Annotated in this window: 16 protein-coding genes and 1 tRNA gene; 14 read left to right on the top strand and 3 right to left on the bottom strand. The window is 57.3% G+C overall.

The genetic code is table 11. The features are described 5' to 3' along the window. The first annotated feature begins 33 nt into the window (after window positions 1–33). The 7 genes from apaG (at window position 34) to ACZYSM_RS21785 (ending at window position 8,214) form a co-directional block, all read left to right on the top strand. A complete protein-coding gene (gene apaG / locus ACZYSM_RS21815; protein WP_489074470.1) occupies window positions 34–414 on the top strand; it encodes a Co2+/Mg2+ efflux protein ApaG in 381 nt (126 codons plus the stop codon). Beyond that, window positions 414–1,298: a symmetrical bis(5'-nucleosyl)-tetraphosphatase gene (locus ACZYSM_RS21810; RefSeq protein ID WP_489074468.1), complete on the top strand. Its 885-nt coding sequence runs from the start codon at window positions 414–416 to the stop codon at window positions 1,296–1,298. Before apaG ends, ACZYSM_RS21810 begins: the two co-directional genes overlap by 1 nt. 33 nt (window positions 1,299–1,331) lie before the next feature. Next, window positions 1,332–1,661, top strand: coding sequence for a thiosulfate sulfurtransferase GlpE (gene glpE / locus ACZYSM_RS21805; protein WP_489074466.1), 330 nt, complete (start codon window positions 1,332–1,334; stop codon window positions 1,659–1,661). Window positions 1,662–1,958: 297 nt separating this feature from the next. Next, the gene (locus ACZYSM_RS21800; protein WP_489074464.1) at window positions 1,959–3,881 is read left to right on the top strand and encodes a PrkA family serine protein kinase; all 1,923 of its coding nucleotides are present in this window, start codon (window positions 1,959–1,961) and stop codon (window positions 3,879–3,881) included. 208 nt (window positions 3,882–4,089) lie between these two features. Beyond that, the gene (locus ACZYSM_RS21795; RefSeq protein ID WP_489074462.1) at window positions 4,090–5,361 is read left to right on the top strand and encodes a YeaH/YhbH family protein; all 1,272 of its coding nucleotides are present in this window, start codon (window positions 4,090–4,092) and stop codon (window positions 5,359–5,361) included. Then, a complete protein-coding gene (locus ACZYSM_RS21790) occupies window positions 5,358–6,920 on the top strand; it encodes a SpoVR family protein (protein ID WP_489074460.1) in 1,563 nt (520 codons plus the stop codon). The genes ACZYSM_RS21795 and ACZYSM_RS21790 overlap by 4 nt, the downstream gene beginning before the upstream one ends. A 64-nt stretch (window positions 6,921–6,984) precedes the next feature. Further along, the gene (locus tag ACZYSM_RS21785; protein WP_489074458.1) at window positions 6,985–8,214 is read left to right on the top strand and encodes a multifunctional CCA addition/repair protein; all 1,230 of its coding nucleotides are present in this window, start codon (window positions 6,985–6,987) and stop codon (window positions 8,212–8,214) included. A 96-nt stretch (window positions 8,215–8,310) separates the two neighbouring features. On the opposite strand, the gene folK is transcribed toward ACZYSM_RS21785, so the two are convergent. Next, window positions 8,311–8,829 (bottom strand): 2-amino-4-hydroxy-6-hydroxymethyldihydropteridine diphosphokinase, encoded by a 519-nt coding sequence (gene folK / locus ACZYSM_RS21780; protein WP_489074456.1) that lies wholly within the window; start codon window positions 8,827–8,829, stop codon window positions 8,311–8,313. Continuing rightward, complete coding sequence (folB, locus tag ACZYSM_RS21775; protein ID WP_489074454.1) at window positions 8,820–9,173, bottom strand: dihydroneopterin aldolase; 354 nt, start codon at window positions 9,171–9,173, stop codon at window positions 8,820–8,822. Before folB ends, folK begins: the two co-directional genes overlap by 10 nt. Before the next feature lie 74 nt (window positions 9,174–9,247). Here folB and plsY point away from each other — a divergent pair, with 74 nt between their 5' ends. Beyond that, window positions 9,248–9,817 (top strand): glycerol-3-phosphate 1-O-acyltransferase PlsY, encoded by a 570-nt coding sequence (gene plsY, locus ACZYSM_RS21770; protein WP_489074452.1) that lies wholly within the window; start codon window positions 9,248–9,250, stop codon window positions 9,815–9,817. Between the two features lie 54 nt (window positions 9,818–9,871). Here the strand turns inward: plsY and tsaD are convergent, their stop codons facing one another. Beyond that, complete coding sequence (tsaD, locus tag ACZYSM_RS21765) at window positions 9,872–10,897, bottom strand: tRNA (adenosine(37)-N6)-threonylcarbamoyltransferase complex transferase subunit TsaD (RefSeq protein WP_489074450.1); 1,026 nt, start codon at window positions 10,895–10,897, stop codon at window positions 9,872–9,874. A gap of 199 nt (window positions 10,898–11,096) precedes the next feature. On the opposite strand from tsaD, the gene rpsU reads away from it, so the two are divergent. From rpsU to ACZYSM_RS21735, 6 genes are all read left to right on the top strand, one after another. Then, window positions 11,097–11,312, top strand: coding sequence for a 30S ribosomal protein S21 (gene rpsU / locus ACZYSM_RS21760; protein ID WP_002551877.1), 216 nt, complete (start codon window positions 11,097–11,099; stop codon window positions 11,310–11,312). Window positions 11,313–11,797: 485 nt separating this feature from the next. Further along, window positions 11,798–13,759, top strand: coding sequence for a DNA primase (gene dnaG, locus ACZYSM_RS21755; protein ID WP_489074448.1), 1,962 nt, complete (start codon window positions 11,798–11,800; stop codon window positions 13,757–13,759). Window positions 13,760–13,826: 67 nt separating this feature from the next. Continuing rightward, on the top strand, window positions 13,827–15,674 hold the full coding sequence (gene rpoD, locus ACZYSM_RS21750) for an RNA polymerase sigma factor RpoD (protein WP_489074446.1): 1,848 nt from the start codon (window positions 13,827–13,829) through the stop codon (window positions 15,672–15,674). Between the two features lie 122 nt (window positions 15,675–15,796). Continuing rightward, window positions 15,797–19,540: an EAL domain-containing protein gene (locus tag ACZYSM_RS21745; RefSeq protein WP_489074444.1), complete on the top strand. Its 3,744-nt coding sequence runs from the start codon at window positions 15,797–15,799 to the stop codon at window positions 19,538–19,540. 15 nt (window positions 19,541–19,555) lie between these two features. Next, window positions 19,556–19,632 (top strand) — tRNA-Ile (locus ACZYSM_RS21740). 94 nt (window positions 19,633–19,726) lie between these two features. Further along, the gene (locus ACZYSM_RS21735; protein WP_008067391.1) at window positions 19,727–20,188 is read left to right on the top strand and encodes an Lrp/AsnC family transcriptional regulator; all 462 of its coding nucleotides are present in this window, start codon (window positions 19,727–19,729) and stop codon (window positions 20,186–20,188) included. Window positions 20,189–20,363: the final 175 nt, after the last annotated feature.

Raw genomic sequence — 20,363 nt, 5'->3', positions numbered from 1 at the left:
CCCGCGCTCCGCTTTGCTTTTAAGGCCTTTTGCATGTCCGATCCTCGTTATCAGGTCGACGTCAGCGTCGTCACCCGCTTTCTGGCAGAACAATCGCAACCCGAGCAAAATCGATTTGCCTTCGCCTACACCATTACTGTCCAGAACAACGGCCAGCTCCCGGCAAAGTTGCTCTCGCGGCATTGGGTCATTACCGATGGTGACGGGCACGTCGAGGAGGTCCGCGGTGCGGGCGTAGTCGGCCAACAACCGTTGATTGAGGTTGGCAAAAGCCATACCTACAGTAGCGGCACGGTGATGACCAGCCGCGTGGGCACCATGCAAGGCAGTTATCAGATGCTCGCCGAAGACGGTAAACACTTCGACGCCATTATCGCGCCCTTCCGTCTCGCGGTGCCCGGAGCCCTGCACTAATGTCAGTGTATGCCGTCGGCGACCTGCAAGGCTGCCTGGAGCCTCTGCAATGCCTTCTTGAGCGGGTTGCCTTCGATCCCGCCAAAGACCGTTTGTGGCTGGTGGGTGACCTGGTCAACCGTGGCTCGCATTCACTTGAGACCTTACGCTTCCTCTATAGCATCCGTGAATCATTGACCTGCGTGCTCGGAAACCACGATCTGCACCTTTTGGCGGCAGGCCAAAACATCGAGCGTTTGAAAAAGGCCGATACCCTGCGCGAGATCCTCGAAGCACCGGATCGCGAAGAATTGCTTGAATGGGTCCGTCAGCAAAAGCTGATGCACTACGACGAACAACGCGACATGGCCTTGGTCCACGCAGGCATACCGCCGCAATGGACCCTGAAGAAAGCCCTGAAGTGCGCCGCCGAAGTCGAAGCGGCCTTACGCGACGACAACCTCATCGCCCCTTACCTTGACGGCATGTACGGCAATGAGCCAGCGAAATGGGACAGCGACCTTAAAGGCGTCACCCGCCTGCGGGTGATCACCAACTATTTCACTCGCATGCGTTTCTGTACCAGCGAAGGCAAACTCGATCTCAAAGGCAAGGAAGGCGCAGATACCGCGCCCTCCGGTTATGCCCCCTGGTTCCAGCACAAGGAACGCAAGACCAAAGGCCTGAAGATCGTCTTTGGTCATTGGGCAGCCCTTGAAGGCCAATGCAACGAACCGGGCATCTTCGCCCTCGACACCGGTTGTGTCTGGGGCGGTGCCATGACGCTGCTGAATATCGACACAGGTGAGCGCCTGCAATGCGAGTGCGATGCTCAAGGCCACGCCAAGCCGCACGTCGCCTCATCATCCATCCCCGAACAATTGCCGGCCACCGCAAAGCGCTGAAAGGCGCTTTCAGCCACGCCACAGGAGCCCGTCATGAGCGAATTCAAACGCATCCCCCCCGAGCAAGCCCATGCCCTGCGTGAACAAGGTGCAGTCGTGGTCGACATTCGCGACCCACAGACCTATGCCGCCAATCACATCAGCGGCTCGCAACACCTGGATAACCACTCCATTCCCGACTTTATCCGCAATGCGGACCTGGATGCGCCATTGGTTGTGGTCTGCTACCACGGCAATTCCAGCCAAAGCGCTGCGGCTTATCTGATCAGCCAGGGCTTCTCTGACGTTTACAGCCTTGACGGCGGCTTTGAGCTATGGCGTGCGACTTACCCGTCGGAAACCGCGCAAAGTGTTTCAGAATAATTTTCTTCTACAGCTCTAGCCCGCGTCCCCCGCGGGCTTGAGCCATCGCTGACGAACGGTCAGCCAGAACTAATTGCGCATTGCCCCTTGACCTCTCCGATTCCGAACTATCCTTTAGCCACAGGCCATCCAAATTAGGGGAGAGCCGGTACACCGGCGTGCGGGTCATCGGTATTAGCTTTCGAGGTCAATAGCTTTGAAAGTGTTCTGGGGGGTACACAGCAACTGGATTTCAGTTGCACCAGCACTCGACTGACTGATCCGGCGTCGGCTCCACGTATCGAGCGAGGTGACGTCATGAGTATTTTTAGCCACTTCCAACAACGTTTCGAGTCCACACGCCAGGAAGAACTCACGCTGCACGAGTATCTAGAGCTCTGCAAAAAGGATCGCAGCGCCTACGCCTCCGCAGCTGAACGCTTGCTACTGGCAATCGGCGAGCCGGAATTGCTGGATACCTCTGCCAACTCGCGGCTGTCTCGAATTTTTTCCAACAAGGTGATCCGCCGCTATCCGGCCTTTGAAGACTTCCATGGCATGGAAGAATGCATCGATCAGATCGTCTCCTACTTCCGCCACGCTGCTCAGGGCCTGGAAGAGAAGAAACAGATCCTCTACCTGCTTGGCCCCGTTGGCGGCGGTAAGTCGTCCCTGGCCGAGAAGCTGAAACAGCTCATTGAGAAAGTGCCCTTCTACGCCATCAAAGGCTCACCTGTTTTCGAGTCACCTCTTGGGTTGTTCAACGCCACTGAAGATGGCGCGATCCTCGAAGAGGACTTCGGCATTCCGCGACGGTACCTCAATACCATCATGTCGCCCTGGGCCACGAAACGCCTGTCCGAGTTCGGCGGTGACATCAGCCAGTTCCGGGTGGTCAAACTCTATCCGTCGATTCTCTACCAGATTGCCGTTGCCAAGACCGAGCCCGGGGATGAGAACAACCAGGACATTTCCGCTCTGGTGGGTAAGGTCGACATCCGCAAACTGGAGGAATTCCCGCAGAACGACGCAGACGCCTACAGCTACTCAGGTGCTCTATGCCGCTCTAACCAGGGCCTGATGGAGTTCGTCGAAATGTTCAAGGCACCCATCAAGGTGCTGCACCCATTGCTGACGGCGACCCAAGAAGGTAACTACAACAGTACCGAAGGCCTTGGCGCCATTCCGTTTACCGGCATATTGCTGGCCCACTCCAACGAATCGGAATGGCACACCTTCCGCAACAACAAGAACAACGAAGCGTTCATCGACCGGATCTACATTGTCAAAGTGCCGTACTGCTTGCGCGTCAGCGACGAAGTGAAGATCTACGACAAGTTGCTGTTCAACAGCTCCCTGGCCAAGGCCCATTGCGCGCCCGACACCCTGAAAATGCTTGCGCAATTCACCGTACTCTCGCGCCTCAAGGAGCCGGAGAACTCGAATATCTACTCGAAAATGCGCGTGTATGACGGCGAAAACCTCAAGGATACCGATCCGAAAGCCAAGTCGATTCAGGAGTACCGCGATAACGCTGGTGTCGATGAGGGCATGAATGGGCTCTCAACCCGATTTGCGTTCAAGATCCTGTCGAAGGTTTTTAACTTCGACCCCCACGAGATCGCCGCCAACCCTGTGCACTTGCTCTATGTGCTCGAACAACAGATCGAACAGGAGCAATTCCAGGCGGAAACCCGCGAGCGTTACCTGCGCTTTCTTAAGGAGTATCTGGCACCGCGTTATATCGAGTTCATCGGCAAAGAGATTCAGACCGCCTACCTCGAATCCTACAGCGAGTACGGACAGAACATCTTCGACCGGTACGTGCTCTACGCAGACTTCTGGATTCAGGATCAGGAATACCGCGACCCGGAAACCGGCGAGATTCTCAACCGCGTAGCCCTGAACGAAGAGCTGGAGAAAATCGAGAAACCGGCTGGCATCAGCAATCCGAAGGATTTCCGCAACGAAATTGTCAATTTCGTGTTGCGCGCCCGCGCCAACAACAACGGCAAGAATCCGACCTGGCTCAGCTACGAGAAGCTGCGGGTGGTCATCGAGAAGAAAATGTTCTCCAACACCGAGGATCTGCTGCCGGTTATCAGTTTCAATGCCAAGGCCAGCAAAGAGGACCAGCAGAAGCACAACGACTTCGTCACACGGATGGTCGAGCGCGGCTACACCGACAAACAGGTACGGCTGCTCTCCGAGTGGTACCTGCGGGTCAGAAAGTCACAGTAACCCGCTGCCGGTCGCACCGGTTGTCGTTAGCCAGAGGCCTGTGTCAGCAATTTCTGTTACACAGGCTTCAGGAGGGTGTTTGAAAGTCGGCAGCGAGGCTCAGACAGAGAACAGGTGGCGCGACGACGCGAAAATGCACGTGGCGTCGCCCCACTCGATCCAGCCTGGCCCGCTCGCGGCTTTTCAAGGCAGCTTCTAAGGAGCAGTCATGAGCTATGTGATCGACCGACGTCTCAATGGCAAGAACAAGAGCACGGTTAACCGCCAGCGGTTCCTGCGGCGCTACCGTGATCACATCAAAAAAGCAGTTGAAGAAGCCGTCAGCCGTCGCTCCATCACTGACATGGAGCATGGCGAACAGATCAGCATTCCGGGTCGAGATATTGACGAGCCGGTACTTCACCATGGTCGTGGCGGCAAGCAGACCGTGGTTCACCCCGGTAACAAAGAGTTCAGCAGCGGTGAGCACATCCCTCGTCCACCCGGTGGTGGCGGCGGGAAAGGCCCCGGCAAGGCCGGCAATTCAGGCGAAGGCATGGACGAGTTTGTCTTCCAGATCACTCAGGAAGAGTTTCTCGAATTCATGTTCGAAGACCTGGAGCTGCCCAACCTGGTCAAACGCAACCTGGCCGGGACTGACACCTTTAAAACCGTCCGTGCCGGTATCAGCAACGAAGGCAACCCTTCGCGGATCAATATCATCCGCACGCTACGCTCGGCCCATGCCCGACGAATTGCTCTGTCCGGCAGCAGTCGGGCAAAACTGCGTGAGGCAAAAGATGAGCTGGAGCGCCTGAAACGCGAAGAGCCAGATAACTTCGGCGATATTCAGGAAATGGAAGAGGAAATCGAGCGTTTGAGCGCCCGAATTCATCGCGTACCGTTTCTCGACACGTTCGACCTCAAATACAACCTGCTGATCAAACAACCCAATCCCAGCTCCAAAGCCGTCATGTTCTGCCTGATGGACGTCTCCGGCTCCATGACACAAGCGACCAAGGACATCGCCAAACGCTTCTTCATCCTGCTGTACCTGTTCCTCAAGCGTAATTACGAAAAAATCGACGTGGTGTTCATCCGCCACCACACCAGTGCTCGGGAAGTCGACGAGGAGGAGTTTTTCTATTCCCGTGAAACGGGCGGAACCATCGTTTCCAGCGCCTTGAAATTGATGCAGGAAATCATGGCCGAACGCTACCCGAGCAACGAATGGAATATCTACGCGGCGCAGGCCTCCGACGGCGACAACTGGAACGATGATTCACCGATCTGCCGCGATATTCTGATCAACCAGATCATGCCATTCGTGCAGTACTACACTTACGTAGAGATTACCCCGCGCGAACATCAGGCTCTGTGGTTCGAGTACGAGCGAATCAGCGAAGCATTCACCGACACCTTCGCCCAGCAACAATTGGTCTCGGCCGGAGATATCTATCCGGTCTTCCGTGAACTCTTCCAGCGCAGGTTAGTGACATGACCGCCAGAGAGCAGAAACGCCTACCCATATCCACCGGCTCAGAATGGACGTTTGAGCTGATCCAGGCCTACGACCGCGAAATCAGCCGGATCGCGGATCGCTACGCGCTCGATACCTATCCCAATCAGATCGAAGTGATTACCGCCGAGCAAATGATGGATGCCTACGCCTCTGTCGGCATGCCACTGGGCTATCACCATTGGTCCTATGGCAAACACTTCCTCAGCACTGAAAAGTCCTACAGTCGCGGCCAAATGGGGCTGGCTTACGAAATCGTAATCAACTCGGACCCGTGCATCGCCTACCTGATGGAAGAAAACACCATCTGCATGCAGGCGCTGGTGGTTGCCCATGCCTGCTACGGACACAACAGCTTCTTCAAAGGCAATTACCTGTTCCGTACCTGGACAGATGCCAGCTCAATTATCGATTACCTGGTGTTCGCCAAGCAGTACATCATGCAATGCGAAGAACGCCACGGGATCGATGCGGTAGAAGACCTGCTGGACTCCTGCCACGCCCTGATGAACTACGGCGTCGACCGCTACAAACGTCCGTATCCGATCTCGGCGGAAGAAGAACGGCGCCGGCAGAAAGACCGGGAAGAGCACCTGCAAAAACAGATCAACGACCTCTGGCGCACTATTCCCAAAGGCGCAGACAAGTTCAGCGATAAGGATAACGCGCGCTTCCCCGCCGAACCTCAGGAAAACATCCTCTATTTCATCGAAAAACACGCGCCATTACTGGAGCCATGGCAGCGGGAAATCGTGCGCATCGTGCGCAAGATTGCGCAGTACTTTTACCCACAACGCCAAACCCAGGTAATGAACGAAGGTTGGGCCACCTTCTGGCACTACACCCTGATGAACGACCTGTATGACGAGGGCCTGGTGACCGATGGCTTCATGATGGAGTTCCTGACTTCCCATACCAGCGTGGTCTATCAACCCGGCTTCGACAGCCCCTATTACAACGGGATCAACCCCTACACCCTCGGTTTTGCCATGTACCGCGACATCCGGCGGATGTGCGAAACGCCCACTGAGGAAGACTACCGCTGGTTCCCGGAAATCGCCGGCACCGACTGGCTGTCCAGCATCAAATTCGCCATGAGCAGTTTCAAGGACGAGAGCTTCATCCTGCAGTACCTGTCACCCAAGGTGATCCGCGATCTGAAGCTGTTCAGCATCCTGGATGACGACCAGAAGGACGATCTGCTGGTTCCGGCAATACATGACGAAGACGGTTATCGGATCATCCGGGAAACCCTGGCGGCGCAATACAACTTGGGCAACCGGGAACCCAACATACAGATCTATAGCATCGACCGGCGCGGAGACCGCTCGCTGACCCTGCGTCACCAACAGCACGACCGCAAACCGCTGGGAGACTCCACTGACGAAGTGCTCAAGCACCTGCATCGGCTCTGGGGCTTCGATATTCATCTGGAAACCCTGCAAGGCGACCAAGTGATGAAAACCCATCACGTACCGCCAAAGGGCGAACATAGCGATGGCGATTACGGCCGACTGGACTTGGCTGTCATCCACCTTTGATTCTACCCAAAGCCTCCGAAAGTTCGACGCAAGGGTTATCCTGTCGAGCTAACGGAGGTTTTTTATGCAGATTTATAAAGTCGGCGGCGCGGTACGTGATCGCCTGCTGGGCAAGCCTGTCACCGATATCGACTGGGTCGTGGTGGGCGCTACTACAGAAGAAATGCTCGCCAAGGGGTATCGCCCGGTAGGTGCCGACTTCCCGGTATTTCTGCACCCGAAGAGCGGCGAAGAATACGCGCTCGCCAGGACCGAACGCAAAAGTGGCCGTGGCTATGGTGGCTTCACTTTTCACGCCAGCCCGGAAGTCACGCTCGAAGAAGACCTGATCCGCCGCGACCTGACGATCAACGCCATGGCCGAAAGTGACCAAGGCGTTTTGACCGATCCGTATCATGGCCAGCAAGATCTTGATGCCCGCGTACTTCGTCACGTTTCACCCGCATTCGCCGAAGATCCGCTCCGAGTTTTGCGAGTCGCCCGCTTTGCCGCACGCTATGCGGAACTCGGTTTCAGCGTCGCCCCCGAAACCCTCGAACTGATGCGCCAGCTTAGCGAATCAGGCGAGCTTGAGGCGTTGACCGCGGAACGCAGCTGGAAAGAAATCTCCCGCGCCTTGATGGAAGATCAACCTCAGGTATTCATTCAAGTGCTGCGCGACTGCAGCGCACTCAAGGTATTGCTTCCCGAAATTGATGCTCTGTTCGGCGTGCCGCAACCCGAAATCCATCACCCGGAAATCGACAGTGGCGTGCATACCCTGAGTGTCCTCGAACAAGCTGCCAAGCATGCTCAACCACTGACGGTGCGTTGGGCCTGCCTGCTACATGACCTTGGAAAAGGGCTGACACCAGAAAGCCAGTGGCCGAAACACATTGCCCATGAACACAAGGGATTGCGCCTGATCAAGGCGGTGAACCAACGATTCAAAGCGCCAAGGGACTGCCAGGAACTGGCCTTGCTGGTCGGCGAGTACCACACTCACGGGCATCGAGCCCTTGAACTCAAGCCTTCGACATTGCTGGAGTTACTGCAGAGCTTTGATGTCTATCGTCGGCCGCAGCGCTTTGAAGAATTCGTCGTAGCCTGCGAAATGGACGCGCGAGGTCGCAAAGGCCTCGAGCAGAGAAGTTACCCACAGGCGGAATATTTGAGAGGTGCGGCGATAGCAGCGCGGACAGTGGCCGTACAACCACTGCTAGAGCAAGGATTCAAAGGGCCGGAGCTGGGTGACGCCCTCAAGGCTGAACGCCTGAAAGCGCTCAAGGCTTACAAAGAGGCGGCGCTTGGCTGAAAGCATCGTCGGATCGCCGCCCGGAGCAAGCTCGCTCCCACGGGAATTTACAGGGGTCCTGTGGAAGCGAGCTTGCTCGCGATGGCGTCATCCACATCACAACAAATTCGATGGGGTCAACTGCACACCGCGCCATTCAAATGCCACCGGTGCCAAAACCTGATCAATCTGCGCCTCACTCCACAGGACCGCAAAGCTCTTGCCTACGCCCGGATGCAGTCTGTTGGGCGCAATCAACGACAGCGGCCACAGCACAAACGCATTTTTCAGGATTTCTGCGCGAGGCAGGATCAAACCGTCGAAATTGCCCGCCAGATCACCGTAGAGCAACACGTCGATATCCAGGGGCAAGCCCTTGCGATCCGGCGCATAACGACCGTTGTCTGCCTCAATGAATTTCAGCCGACGATCCAGCTCCATCAGTGGCAGATCCGTGTAGGCCGACACCACTAGATTGAAGAACGGACCGCTTTTGATGCCCACCGGCTGGCTTTCAAACACCGCCGAACAGCGCACATCTGCCAGAAAACCAGCCAGAGCATCCAGCCCCGCCTGCAAATGCGGTTCACGCTCGATATTGCTACCGAGACCTAGAAATACCTGAGTTAGCGACATCCGCGCTCAATCTCCACACCCACACCAACGGCGGCCGCAACTGCGCCGGGCTTGGTCAGCTTGAGGTGCAGCCAAGGGATTTGAAACTCGCTCATCAGCACTTGCGCAAGACGCTCGGCAAAGGTTTCCACCAGCTGGAATTGCGCCTCCTCAGCAAACGCCTGAATACGCGAAGACACGCTCGCATAATCCAGCGCCAGAGTCAGGTCATCGCCTGCGGCTGCCGGGCGATTATCCCAGGCGAAGCTCAGATCAAGACGCAGGCACTGTCGGATGCCCCGCTCCCAGTCGTAGGCACCGATCACCGTGTCGACTTCCAGGCCCTCGATAAACACTCTGTCCAAGCACTTTTCTCCGCAGCACGACAAGGGCGCAATGCGCCGTTAGAATCAGGGCGTCCTCGCCCGGAATAGTTAGCATGTTTTGGTTACTGGCGATCCTCGCCTACCTGCTTGGCTCTCTGTCCTTTGCCATTTTGCTCAGCCGCCTGACCGGTAGCCCCGATCCGCGAATGAGTGGCTCGGGCAATGCCGGCGCAACCAACATGCTGCGCCTGGCCGGCAAAAAACTTGCGGTGCTGACCCTGCTCGGCGATCTCTGCAAAGGCCTCTTGCCGGTGCTGATCGCCAGTCTGGCCGGTTTGTCGCTACAGCAACAGGCCTGGGTCGGCTTATGTGCCGTCATCGGCCACCTGCTCCCGCTGTACTTCCGCTTTCGCGGCGGCAAAGGCGTCGCTACCGCCGCAGGGATGCTGCTAGGGCTGTACCCGCCTGCTGCACTCCTGGCCATCGCTGCCTGGCTGCTGACGTTCTACCTCACCCGCACCAGCTCGCTAGCCGCCTTGATCGCCACACCGCTGACCCTGCCCCTACTTGCCTGGCAGGAGCCTGCCGCCTTACTGCCCATGAGCGTACTCACGACGCTAATCGTCTGGCGTCATCGCGGCAATCTACGCGACCTGTTTGCCGGGCGCGAACGGCATTTTTAAATCCTGCTGATGAAGCGGCCCAGGTTCATCGGCCACGCTCAACAAGACAACGGTTTACAACGGCGACAATTGCTCCATCGGCCAGCGGGCCTGCACGCTGATCGCCAGACTTTCCCGCTGCCCAGCCTGTAACCGCTGACAACCGGCAAAAGCAATCATCGCGCCGTTATCAGTACAGAACTCCGGGCGCGCGTAGTAAACATCGCCATTCATGTCGCCGAGCATTTTCTCCAGTGAAACCCGCAGCGCCGTGTTGGCACTTACGCCACCAGCGATGACCAGGCGCTTGAGACCGGCCTCCTTCAAGGCTCGCTTGCACTTGATGGTCAAAGTTTCCACCACTGCCCGCTGGAAGGCCAGCGAGATGTCGCAACGGGCTTGCTCACCGTCGTCCCCGGCGTTGACGCACTGCTGCCAGGTGTTCAAGGCAAAGGTCTTCAAACCGCTGAAACTGAAATCCAGACCCGGGCGATCGCACATCGGACGCGGGAAGACGAAACGTCCGGCAACGCCTTGCTCCGCCAGTCGAGCGATTTCCGGTCCACCCGGATAATTCAACCCCATCATCTTTGCCGTTTTGTCGAAAGCCTCACCGGCGGCATCGTCAAGCGTCTCGCCCAATAGTTCGTATTGGCCGATCCCGTCGACCCGAACCAGCTGCGTATGCCCTCCAGAAACCAACAAAGCGACGAACGGAAACTCTGGAGGTTTTTCCTCCAGCATCGGCGCCAGCAAATGACCTTCCATGTGATGCACGCCAAGGGCTGGAATGCCCCAGGCAAACGCCAGCGCCTGAGCACATGAGGCGCCGACCAACAACGCCCCGACAAGCCCGGGACCCGCGGTGTAGGCGATGGCATCGATCTCGGTCGGCACACAATCAGCCTCTGCCAGGACCTGACGAATCAAGGGCAGCATGCGCTTGACGTGGTCACGCGAAGCGAGCTCCGGCACCACGCCACCATAGGCACGATGCAGGTCGATCTGGCTAAACAGCGCGTCGGCCAGCAGGCCGCGCTCACTGTCGTAAAGTGCGACACCGGTTTCGTCGCAGGAGGTTTCTAATCCCAGTACTAGCATGGGTTTGCGCCTTGTAGAGGCTAAATTCGAAGGCGCGCATAATAGTCGCCACTTCCGGCCCCTACCAGCGGTTTTCGATCAGAGGCTTTGCATTCCGAGCGATGAGGGGTTAACATCCGCAACCCTTAAAAACCGACGTCTTCAAGTGCATTTTTGCCGCGAGGATGTTGACCCCGGTAATGAATGAAGGTAGCTCTGGATGCCAGCCGTCAAAGTTAAAGAGAACGAACCCTTCGACGTAGCTCTGCGTCGTTTCAAGCGCTCCTGCGAAAAAGCCGGTGTTCTGGCTGAAGTTCGTAGCCGCGAATTTTACGAGAAGCCGACTTCTGAGCGTAAACGTAAAGCAGCAGCCGCTGTTAAGCGTCACGCGAAGAAAGTTCAGCGCGAGCAGCGCCGCGCCGTTCGTCTGTACTAATACACAGACGTTCGTAGCAAGCTTCTGCCAAGCCCGGCCCTCAGCCGGGCTATTGGCATTTGCGGATATCGCTTGATGCTTCACCGTCAAAGCCGCCGATGCGACCGAGACAAATCTGCTTCACCACGTCAGACCTGGCTTTTTGCCAGCGGTGCACGTCTTTTCTGACGAGCCTTTCAAGGCTACTGACGAGCACACTTTACCGATTCCCCAACAGACGATCAGCCCAAGGCACGATCTCCTGTGCCCGCTTATGAGCTATCCGAGGCCTACCATTGGCCGTTGCCGGACTCAGAGCAACACGTTCGAAGAGTCGAATACTGATTGAAACTAACGTCAGTGGATTTTCGGCAGATACACTTCCCGACAGCGATTACGCAGACGATACCTGGTCGAGCCGCACACCTGCTGCGCCTCAAAACAACGACCAGATTCCGCCGCCCTTCGCGTTGGTTTAATTTCCGCGCAGTGATGACGAGCACGCCATGGCCGGGCTAATTCCCCAGAGCTTTATTGACGACCTTCTGAACCGCACCGACATTGTCGACGTGGTCAGCTCGCGCCTGCAAATGAAAAAGGCCGGCAAGAATTACACTGCCTGCTGCCCGTTTCACAAAGAAAAAACCCCCTCCTTCAGCGTCAGCCCCGACAAACAGTTCTACTACTGCTTTGGCTGCGGCGCTGGTGGCAACGCCCTCGGTTTCATCATGGACCACGACAACCTGGATTTCCCCCAGGCCGTCGAGGAACTGGCCAAAGCCGCCGGCATGGAAATACCCCGAGAGGAAAGTGGCCGGCCGCACAAACCCCGGCAACCGACCGACTCACCGCTCTACCCGCTGCTCACTGCCGCCGCCGATTTCTATCGCCAAGCACTGAAAAGCCACCCCGCACGAAAAGCCGCCGTCGATTACCTCAAAGGTCGCGGCCTGACCGGTGAAATTGCCCGAGACTTCGGCTTGGGATTCGCTCCACCTGGCTGGGACAATCTGTTCAAGCATCTGAGCAGCGACACGTTGCAACAGAAAGCCATGATCGATGCAGGCCTGCTGATCGAGAATGCTGAAACAGGAAAGCGTTACGATCGCTTCCGTGATCGCGTCATGTTTCCGATCCGCGACAGTCGCGGACGAATCATTGCCTTCGGCGGCCGAGTACTCGGCGACGACAAGCCAAAATACCTGAACTCACCGGAAACACCGGTGTTTCACAAAGGCCAGGAACTCTACGGCCTGTTTGAAGCGCGCAAGAATAATCGCAATCTTGACGAAATCATCGTCGTCGAAGGCTATATGGACGTCATCGCCCTCGCCCAACAAGGCTTGCGCAATGCCGTCGCCACGCTTGGCACCGCCACCAGCGAAGAACACCTGAAACGACTGTTTCGTGTCGTCCCCAGCGTATTGTTCTGCTTTGACGGCGATCAGGCGGGACGCAACGCCGCCTGGCGCGCACTGGAGGCAGCCTTGCCGAGCCTGCAGGACGGACGCCGTGCGCGCTTTCTGTTCCTGCCCGAAGGTGAAGACCCGGACACTTTGGTGCGCTCCGAAGGCACTGACGCTTTCCGTGCACGCATAAATCAACACGCACAGCCACTGGCCGATTATTTTTTCCAGCAGCTGACCGAAGAGTCGGATCCGCGCTCCCTCGAAGGCAAGGCCCACATGGCCACCCTCGCAGCGCCGTTGATCGACAAAGTTCCAGGCGCCAACCTGCGCACGCTAATGCGCCAGCGACTCACTGAAATCACCGGTCTCAACAGCGAGGCAGTCAGCCAGCTGGTGCACAGCGCACCACAAGAGGCTCCGCCCGCCTACGACCCTGGCATCGATTACGACGCCATGCCCGATTACGCCGATTACCACCAACCTCAAGAGGCATATGCACCTCAACAGGAGTGGACACCGAAAAAATCAGGGACCGGCGGCAAGAAATGGGAAAACAAACCCTGGGACAAAAAGGGCAAACGTCAGGGCGATCGCGATCAGCCCCGTGCCCCACGCATTCCCGCCGCCGTAGAGCCACCAACGCTGGCAGCGCTGCGCACACTGCTTCATCACCCGCAACTGGCCAAAAAAGTTGAAGACGCCGGGCACTTTGCCGCCGAGGACCACACTAATACGCAACTGTTGGTGGCACTACTCGAAGCCGTGCAAAAGAATCCTAAGCTAAACTCATTTCAACTGATTGCGCGTTGGCATGGCACCGAACAAGGGCGCCTGCTCAAAGCGTTGGCAGAAAAGGAATGGCTGATTGAGGGCGACAACCTTGAACAACAGTTTTTCGACACTATAACTAGCTTGTCAGCTCGTCAACGCGAGCGGAATTTGGAACAACTTCTCAGGAAGGCGCGTCAAAGTGAATTGAGTGCTGAAGAGAAAAATCAGCTGCGCGACCTCCTAAGTCGCAATGTTTCCGCATCAAACCCGACCTCAACTGGCGCGTGAGGTCATAGCTCAGGTATAATCCTCGGCTTGTTTTTTGCCCGCCAAGACCTTCAGTGGATAGGGTGTTATGTCCGGAAAAGCGCAACAGCAGTCTCGTATCAAAGAGTTGATCACCCTGGGTCGTGAGCAGAAGTATCTGACTTACGCAGAGGTCAACGACCACCTGCCGGAGGATATTTCAGATCCGGAACAGGTGGAAGACATCATCCGCATGATTAATGACATGGGGATTCCCGTACACGAGAGTGCTCCGGATGCGGACGCCCTTATGCTGGCCGACGCCGATACCGACGAGGCAGCCGCTGAAGAAGCGGCTGCAGCGTTGGCAGCGGTTGAGACCGACATTGGCCGCACCACTGACCCTGTGCGCATGTATATGCGTGAAATGGGTACAGTTGAGCTCCTCACACGCGAAGGCGAAATCGAAATCGCCAAGCGTATCGAAGAGGGCATCCGTGAAGTGATGGGCGCAATTGCGCACTTCCCTGGCACGGTTGACCACATTCTCTCCGAGTACACTCGCGTCACCACCGAAGGTGGCCGCCTGTCCGACGTCCTGAGCGGTTATATCGACCCGGACGATGGCATTGCGCCGCCTGCTGCTGAAGTTCCGCCGCCTGTCGATCCGAAAACCGTGAAAGCGGATGACGAAACCGACGACGAAGCCGAAGCCAGCACCGACGACGAAGAAGAAGTCGAAAGCGGTCCGGATCCGATCATCGCAGCACAGCGTTTCGGCGCCGTGTCCGATCAGATGGAAGTCACTCGCAAGGCGCTGAAAAAGCACGGCCGTGGTAACAAGCTGGCAATCGCCGAGCTGGTGCTCCTGGCTGAGCTGTTCATGCCGATCAAACTGGTTCCGAAGCAATTCGAAGGCCTGGTTGAGCGTGTTCGCAGTGCCTTGGATCGTCTGCGTCAGCAAGAGCGCGCGATCATGCAGCTCTGCGTTCGTGATGCACGCATGCCGCGTGCCGACTTCCTGCGCCAGTTCCCGGGCCATGAAGTTGACGAAAGCTGGACCGATGCACTGGCCAAAGGCAAAAGCAAATACGCTGAAGCCATTGGTCGTTTTCAAGCCGACATCGTTCGTTGCCAGCAAAAGCTGACTGCATTGCAGACCGAAACCGGTCTGACGATTGCCGAGATCAAGGACATCAACCGTCGCATGTCGATCGGTGAGGCCAAGGCCCGCCGCGCGAAGAAAGAGATGGTAGAAGCGAACTTGCGTCTGGTGATCTCCATCGCCAAGAAGTACACCAACCGTGGCCTGCAATTCCTCGACTTGATCCAGGAAGGCAACATCGGTTTGATGAAAGCGGTGGATAAGTTCGAATACCGTCGCGGTTACAAGTTCTCGACTTATGCCACCTGGTGGATCCGTCAGGCGATCACTCGCTCGATCGCCGACCAGGCCCGCACCATCCGTATTCCGGTGCACATGATCGAGACGATCAACAAACTCAACCGTATTTCCCGGCAGATGTTGCAGGAAATGGGTCGCGAACCGACCCCGGAAGAGCTTGGCGAACGCATGGAAATGCCTGAGGACAAGATCCGTAAGGTATTGAAGATCGCTAAAGAGCCGATCTCCATGGAAACCCCGATCGGTGATGACGAAGATTCTCACCTGGGTGACTTTATCGAAGACTCGACCATGCAGTCGCCAATCGATGTCGCCACTGTTGAGAGCCTTAAAGAAGCGACTCGCGAAGTCCTGTCCGGCCTCACTGCCCGTGAAGCCAAGGTTCTGCGCATGCGCTTCGGCATCGACATGAATACCGACCATACCCTTGAGGAAGTCGGTAAACAGTTCGACGTTACCCGCGAGCGGATTCGTCAGATTGAAGCCAAGGCGTTGCGCAAGCTACGCCACCCGACGAGAAGCGAGCATTTGCGCTCCTTCCTCGACGAGTGATCACAAAACCCCCAGCCCTGCTGGGGGTTTTGCTTTCTACAGATTAAATTCCCCGCGCGTCACTCCCGCCGAATTGCCCGTCTACACTCGAAACAATCCCCCCGAGCCATAACGAGACCGTTATGCCCAGAATGCCGGCCGTGCTTTTGCTGTCACTGCTTGCCTGGACCGCAACGGCCGGCGCGCTGACTCTCACCGACGAAGAGCGTAGCTGGCTTACGGAACACCCGGAACTGCGCCTGGGTGTCGATGCGTCCTGGCCACCGTTCGAGTATCGCGATGAAGAGGGCCGCTACCAGGGACTGGCGGCGGATTACATCAAGCTGATTCAAGAACGCCTGAACATAAAGGTCACCCCTGTTGAGCCAGTCAGCTGGACCGCGGTGCTGGAACAGGCCAGACAAGGCAAGCTGGACCTCTTGCCAGGGATCATGTCGACGCCTGAGCGCCAGGGCTATCTGTTCTTCACCCGCCCTTATCTGGACTTTCCGATCGTGATTCTTGCTCACGAAGGTGGGGCACAACCGCGAAAACTCGAAGATCTTTACGGCCTGAAAATCGCCGTGGTGGAGAACTACGCGCCTCATGAGCTATTGCGCACACACCATCCCGACCTGAATCTGGTCGCGTTGCCAAATGTCAGCTCAGCGTTACAGGCACTGGCTACCGGCCAGGTGGATGCGGTAGTGGGCGATCTCGCCTCGAGCATCTGGAGTCTGCGGCAACTCAAACTCGAAGGGCTCTATGTCAGCGGTGAAACGCCTTATCGATATCAATTGGCGATGGCCGTACCGCAAGGCGATAAGGTCCTGATCGGCATCCTCGATAAAGTTCTGGCGGACCTGAGCCCCGCAGAAATCAACGCCATCCAGGAACATTGGGTAGGGAACGTTCTCGACCATCGTACTTTCTGGTCCGACCTGTTGTTCTACGGCCTGCCCGGTGTCCTGTTGCTGTTCACCGGGTTGGCGGTAGTGATCCGCATCAATCGCCGACTCAGTTCGGAGATCTCCCGCCGGGTTGCGCTGGAGCAAGAGCTGCGCAGCAGCGAATACCATTACCGCGGGCTGGTAGAAAGCCTTTCAGCGATTGCCTGGGAAGCCCGCATAAACGATTTTACGTATAGCTACGTGTCACCCCATGCCGAGGACCTGCTCGGCTACCCCTTGTCGCATTGGCTGATTCCGGGTTTCTGGCGCAACATCATTCACCCCGCCGATCTGACACGCGCCCAGACCTTTTGCGACCATGAAGTACTGGCCGGCCGCGATCATAGCCTCGACTACCGCGTCATCACCGCCGACGGCCGCTGCCTGTGGGTTCGCGATATCGTCAGCCTGATCGAGCATGGCCATGAGCCGGTATTGCGCGGTCTGATGATCGATATCAGTGAAGCCAAGCGAACCGAGGAAGCCTTGCGCCTGTCCGAGCAGAAGTTCGCGTCGGTATTCCAGCAATGCCCGGACATTCTGGTGATCGCACGGTTGTCCGACGGCTGTTTGCTGGAGGTCAATGAAGCCTTTGAGGAGCAGATCGGCCTGAGCGCAGAGGAAGTCGTCGGCCAGACCGCCACCGACCTGAATATCTGGGGAATAGCCGGCGTCGGCCCCGCTCTCCTGCAGCGCTTACAGGCCGGCAGCATTCGCAATCTGGAGATGCCATTCCGACGCAACAATGGCCAGGTGTTCACCGGCCTGATCTCCGCCGAACCATTCGACCTCGACACCACTCCAGCGCTGGTGGTGGTGGTGCGTGACATCAGTCAGCTCAAGGAAACCCAGCAGCAACTGCAGACCTCCGAAGAGAAGTTCGCCAAAGCCTTCCATGCATCACCCGATGGCCTGCTGCTCAGCCGCCAACGCGATGGCTTGCTGATTGAGGTCAACGAGGGCTTTAGCCGCATCACCGGCTTCAACAGCGCGATGTCTCTGGACCGCTCCACGCTGGATTTGGGTATATGGGTCAACCTGAACGAACGCAAACAGATGCTCGACCTGCTGCAACGAGATGGTTTTGTACGCGACTTCAGTTGCCACATCCGCCGTAACGATGGACAGATTCGTCTGTGCGAGGTGTCCAGTCGCCCGCTGCCCATTGGTGACGAAGACTGCATGCTGACCATCGCCCGGGACATCACCGAGCGCCATCTGATGCAGGAAAAGCTGCAACAGGCCGCCACCGTGTTCGAAAGCACCGCCGAAGGGGTTTTGATCACCGATACTCAACAGCACATCATCGCGGTCAACCGTGCCTTCACGGAGATCACCGGCTACAGGGAAATCGAAGCCCTTGGCCATACTCCCAGGCTACTTGCCTCAGGCTTGCACGACAGCGCCTTCTACGCGGCCATGTGGCATCAACTGACCGCCGAAGGTCATTGGCAGGGAGAGATTTCCAATCGGCGCAAAAATGGTGAGCTGTACCCAAGCTGGCTGACCATTAGCGCTGTGCGTAACCGGGACAAATTCATCACTCACTTCGTTGCGGTTTTCGCGGACATCTCCAGCTTGAAGCATGCCCAGGCGCGCCTCGACTACCAGGCCCACCATGACCCGCTGACCGGCCTGCCCAACCGCACCTTATTCGAGAGTCGGTTGCTGACAGCGCTAAACACTCAGCAAGAGAACGGCGGGCAAGGCGCCGTGTTGTTCCTCGATCTGGATCGCTTCAAACATATCAATGACAGCCTTGGTCACCCGGTCGGTGATCTGCTGCTCAAGGGCATTGCCGTGCGCTTGAAAGAACAGCTGCGCGACATCGACACCGTGGCCCGCCTGGGCGGCGATGAGTTCATCATCCTGCTTCCCGGCCTGCAGCAAGCCAGCGACGCTGAACACATCGCCAACAAGCTCCTCAATTGCTTTGGTGCGCCCTTCCAGGCCGACGAGCACGAGTTTTTCATCAGCGCCAGCATTGGCACCAGTCTCTACCCAAAGGACGGCTGCGACGTCGCCACACTGATCAAAAATGCCGACGCGGCCATGTACCGCTCCAAAGCCAAGGGCCGCAACCGGGTCGAAAGCTATACACGCGACCTCACGGCTCAGGCCAGCGAACGGATAGCGCTGGAACATGAACTGCGCCGCGCCATCGAGCGTAATGAGCTATGCCTCTATTACCAGCCGAAAATCAGCCTGAAAGACCGACACATCGTCGGTGCTGAAGCCCTGATTCGCTGGCGCCATCCAACCTTCGGCGACGTGCCTCCCGAGCACTTCATCCCTCTGGCCGAAGAAAACGGCATGATTCTGCAAATTGGTGATTGGGTACTGGAGCAGGCCTGCCAGCAGATGTACGAGTGGAATAGGGTCTATGACGGCTTCGGCCCGCTATCGGTCAACCTGGCCGGGGCTCAACTGCGTCAACCGAACCTGCTTGGCCGGATCGAACAGCTGCTCAGAGATAACCGCCTCTACCCCGGTTTCCTGCAATTGGAAATCACCGAAAGCTTCATCATGAGCCAGGCCGAAGAAGCCCTTGAGGTCCTGCATCAGCTCAAGCGCCTGGGCGTACAGCTGGCTATCGACGACTTCGGTACCGGTTACTCGTCCTTGAGCTACCTCAAGCGTCTACCGCTGGACTTCCTGAAAATTGACCAATCCTTCGTCCGCGGCCTGCCTGACGACCCCCACGATGCGGCTATCGTCCGCGCCATTATCGCCTTGGGCCGCAGCATGCAATTCACCGTCATCGCCGAGGGCGTCGAAACCCAGGCGCAGCAAGAATTCCTCGCCGCGGAAGGCTGCGAACAGATCCAAGGCTACATTGTCAGCCTCCCCCTCCCCGCCGATGAATTCGCCGCAAGCTTTCTTCGTATAACTCTTTCGGACTTTTCGGATAGCACAGCCGAGAAACCATCGCTATAATCCGCGGCCTACTGAGGGCCTATAGCTCAGTTGGTTAGAGCAGGGGACTCATAATCCCTTGGTCGTAGGTTCGAGTCCTACTGGGCCCACCATACTCAAAGCCGCGCACTGCGCGGCTTTCGTGTTTCAGCGATTCAGCGAGCCTGTAAGATGCTCGCCCACTGATGTGTACCGCCGGAGAAGACCTTGCCTGACACCCGCCCTCCCGTCCTCGACGAAATCGACCGCCAGTTGATTGCGGCCCTGCAGATCAACGCCCGTGAAAGCGTCGCCATGCTCGCCCGCCAGCTGGGCATCGCCCGCACCACGGTAACCTCACGGCTGGCGCGGCTGGAGAAAGCTCGGGTGATTACCGGCTACGGCGTGCGTCTTGGGCAACGGGTGGTCGATGGCGGGTTGCAGGCGTACGTCGGGATTACCGTACAACCGCGCTCCGGCAAGGAAGTGCTGCGCCGCCTCAGCGCTATGGCTCAGGTCCAGCAACTCTGTGCGGTCAGTGGCGAGTTTGACTATGTGGCGTGGCTGCGCACTGACTCGCCAGAACAACTCGACCAATTGCTTGATCAGATCGGCAGCGTCGATGGGGTGGAAAAAACCACCACCTCGATCATCCTCAGTAGCAAGATTGATCGTGGGCAGCCGGTTTAAGGGATTGGATGATCCTGTAGCCGCTGGCGAAGCCTGCGCCCGGCCGCGAAGCTTGCTGCTACGGGGCCACACGACCATTTAGCCCAACACTTTCGTCACATTGCCTAAAAAGCATTCATATCGACGACATTTTGCGTCTTATTAACGTGCTCTACACTCCCTAGAATGGCGGCAG

The organism is Pseudomonas sp. F220, from assembly GCF_057813935.1.
Note: the sequence above shows the minus strand (reverse complement) of the source record. Positions and strands in the feature narration are given on the sequence as shown.